Source organism: Micromonospora sp. A200, from assembly GCF_029893845.1.
GTDB lineage: Bacteria > Actinomycetota > Actinomycetes > Mycobacteriales > Micromonosporaceae > Micromonospora > Micromonospora purpureochromogenes.
Map to the genome: position 1 here is coordinate 1 of NZ_JARXXY010000090.1, position 1,408 is coordinate 1,408.

Sequence of the window (1,408 nt, forward strand, 5' to 3'; positions counted from 1 at the left end):
GGGTCTTCTGCTGGGTTTGTGGGTCGGTGTAGATCATCTGTTGGGTAGTTGGGGTCGGTGGCCGCCGAGGCTGAGCATGGCCAGGGCGATGAGGGCGTGGGGTGAGTGGAATCCGTAGGCCATTCGGGTGAGTAGTCGGATCTTGGCGTTGACGGACTCGATGCGGCCGTTGGACAGGCCGTGTTCGATGGACGCGAGGATGGCGTCGCGGTGACGCACGACGCGTCGTTGCAGGTCGACGAAGACGTCGAGGCGGCTGCGGCGGGCCCATCCGATCCACCGGTCGAGGGCTTCGGTCGCGGCGGTCGGACTGGTCTTGGCCAGGGTGAACACCAGTCGTAGGCCCTCCTTGAGGGCCCATGCCCGGTGCAGGCGGGGGTGAGTCTTGGCGATCCAGGCGAGCTTGCTCTGCTGGGCCTTGGTCAGGTTGGCCGGGTTCTTCCACAACGCCCAGCGGGTGTTCTTCAACCTGCGGGCCTCACCGACGGCGACGCCGCGACGGCCGGCCCCACGGCCGGCGGCCTCGTTCCACACCTGCCGGCGAACCCGATCGACGGCGTCGGTGGCCCAGGCCACGACGTGGAACGGGTCGGCGCAGCGGACCGCGCGTGGGCACCGGCGACGAACGACGGTGGTGATCCAGTCGGCGCCGTCGGCGGACACGTGCGTGATCTTCGCGGCGCGGTCGGGGCCGAGCGCATCGAAGAACGCATGCAACGTGGCTGCGCTCTTTCCCGGTGCGGCCCAGACCAGTCGGCCGGTGTCGTGGTCGACGACCACCGTCAGATACCGGTGGCCCTTCTTATAGCTGACCTCGTCGATACCGATACGACGCAACCCGTCGAACCGATCCACCGCACCACCGGTGTCGGCCCACACCCGCGCCACGATCGACCCCACGGTGCGCCAACTGATCCGCATCAACTGCGACACCGCCGACTTCGCGGTGTGCACCGCCAGCCACGCCACCGTCGCGTCGAACGCCCGCGTATGCCCCGCCCCATGACGCGCCCACGGCACCGCCGCGACCACCACACCATGCACCCGACACGACACCCGCGGCGCGTGCGCCTCCACCACCGCCCGGACCGTCCCCAGATCCACCGCCCGCCACCGACGACGAACACCAGCGTCATAGCGCGCACACCGCCGCCCGCAATGCGGACACCGCCGCGACGCGCCCTTACGCACCCGCACCCGAGCCACCAACACCGACTCGTCCGGATCGAACTCGACACCCTCGACCACCGCCTGCTCGACCCCGAGCAGCCCAGCCCATACCCTGGCAGAACGCATGCCGTTCTCCCGCCCATCCAGTTCTGACCTTCGACAAGCCAGAACCTAGGCAGGACAACGGCATGCGCCATAAACGACGCACCGAACCACCCACACATGCGTCACAAGACCC

At 68.7% G+C, this 1,408-nt stretch carries 1 protein-coding gene; it reads right to left on the reverse strand.

The annotated features are described in order from the left end of the window. Positions 1-33 precede the first annotated feature (33 nt). On the reverse strand, positions 34-1,296 hold the full coding sequence (locus M2302_RS33025) for an ISL3 family transposase (RefSeq protein WP_280841711.1): 1,263 nt from the start codon (positions 1,294-1,296) through the stop codon (positions 34-36). Positions 1,297-1,408 lie beyond the last annotated feature (112 nt).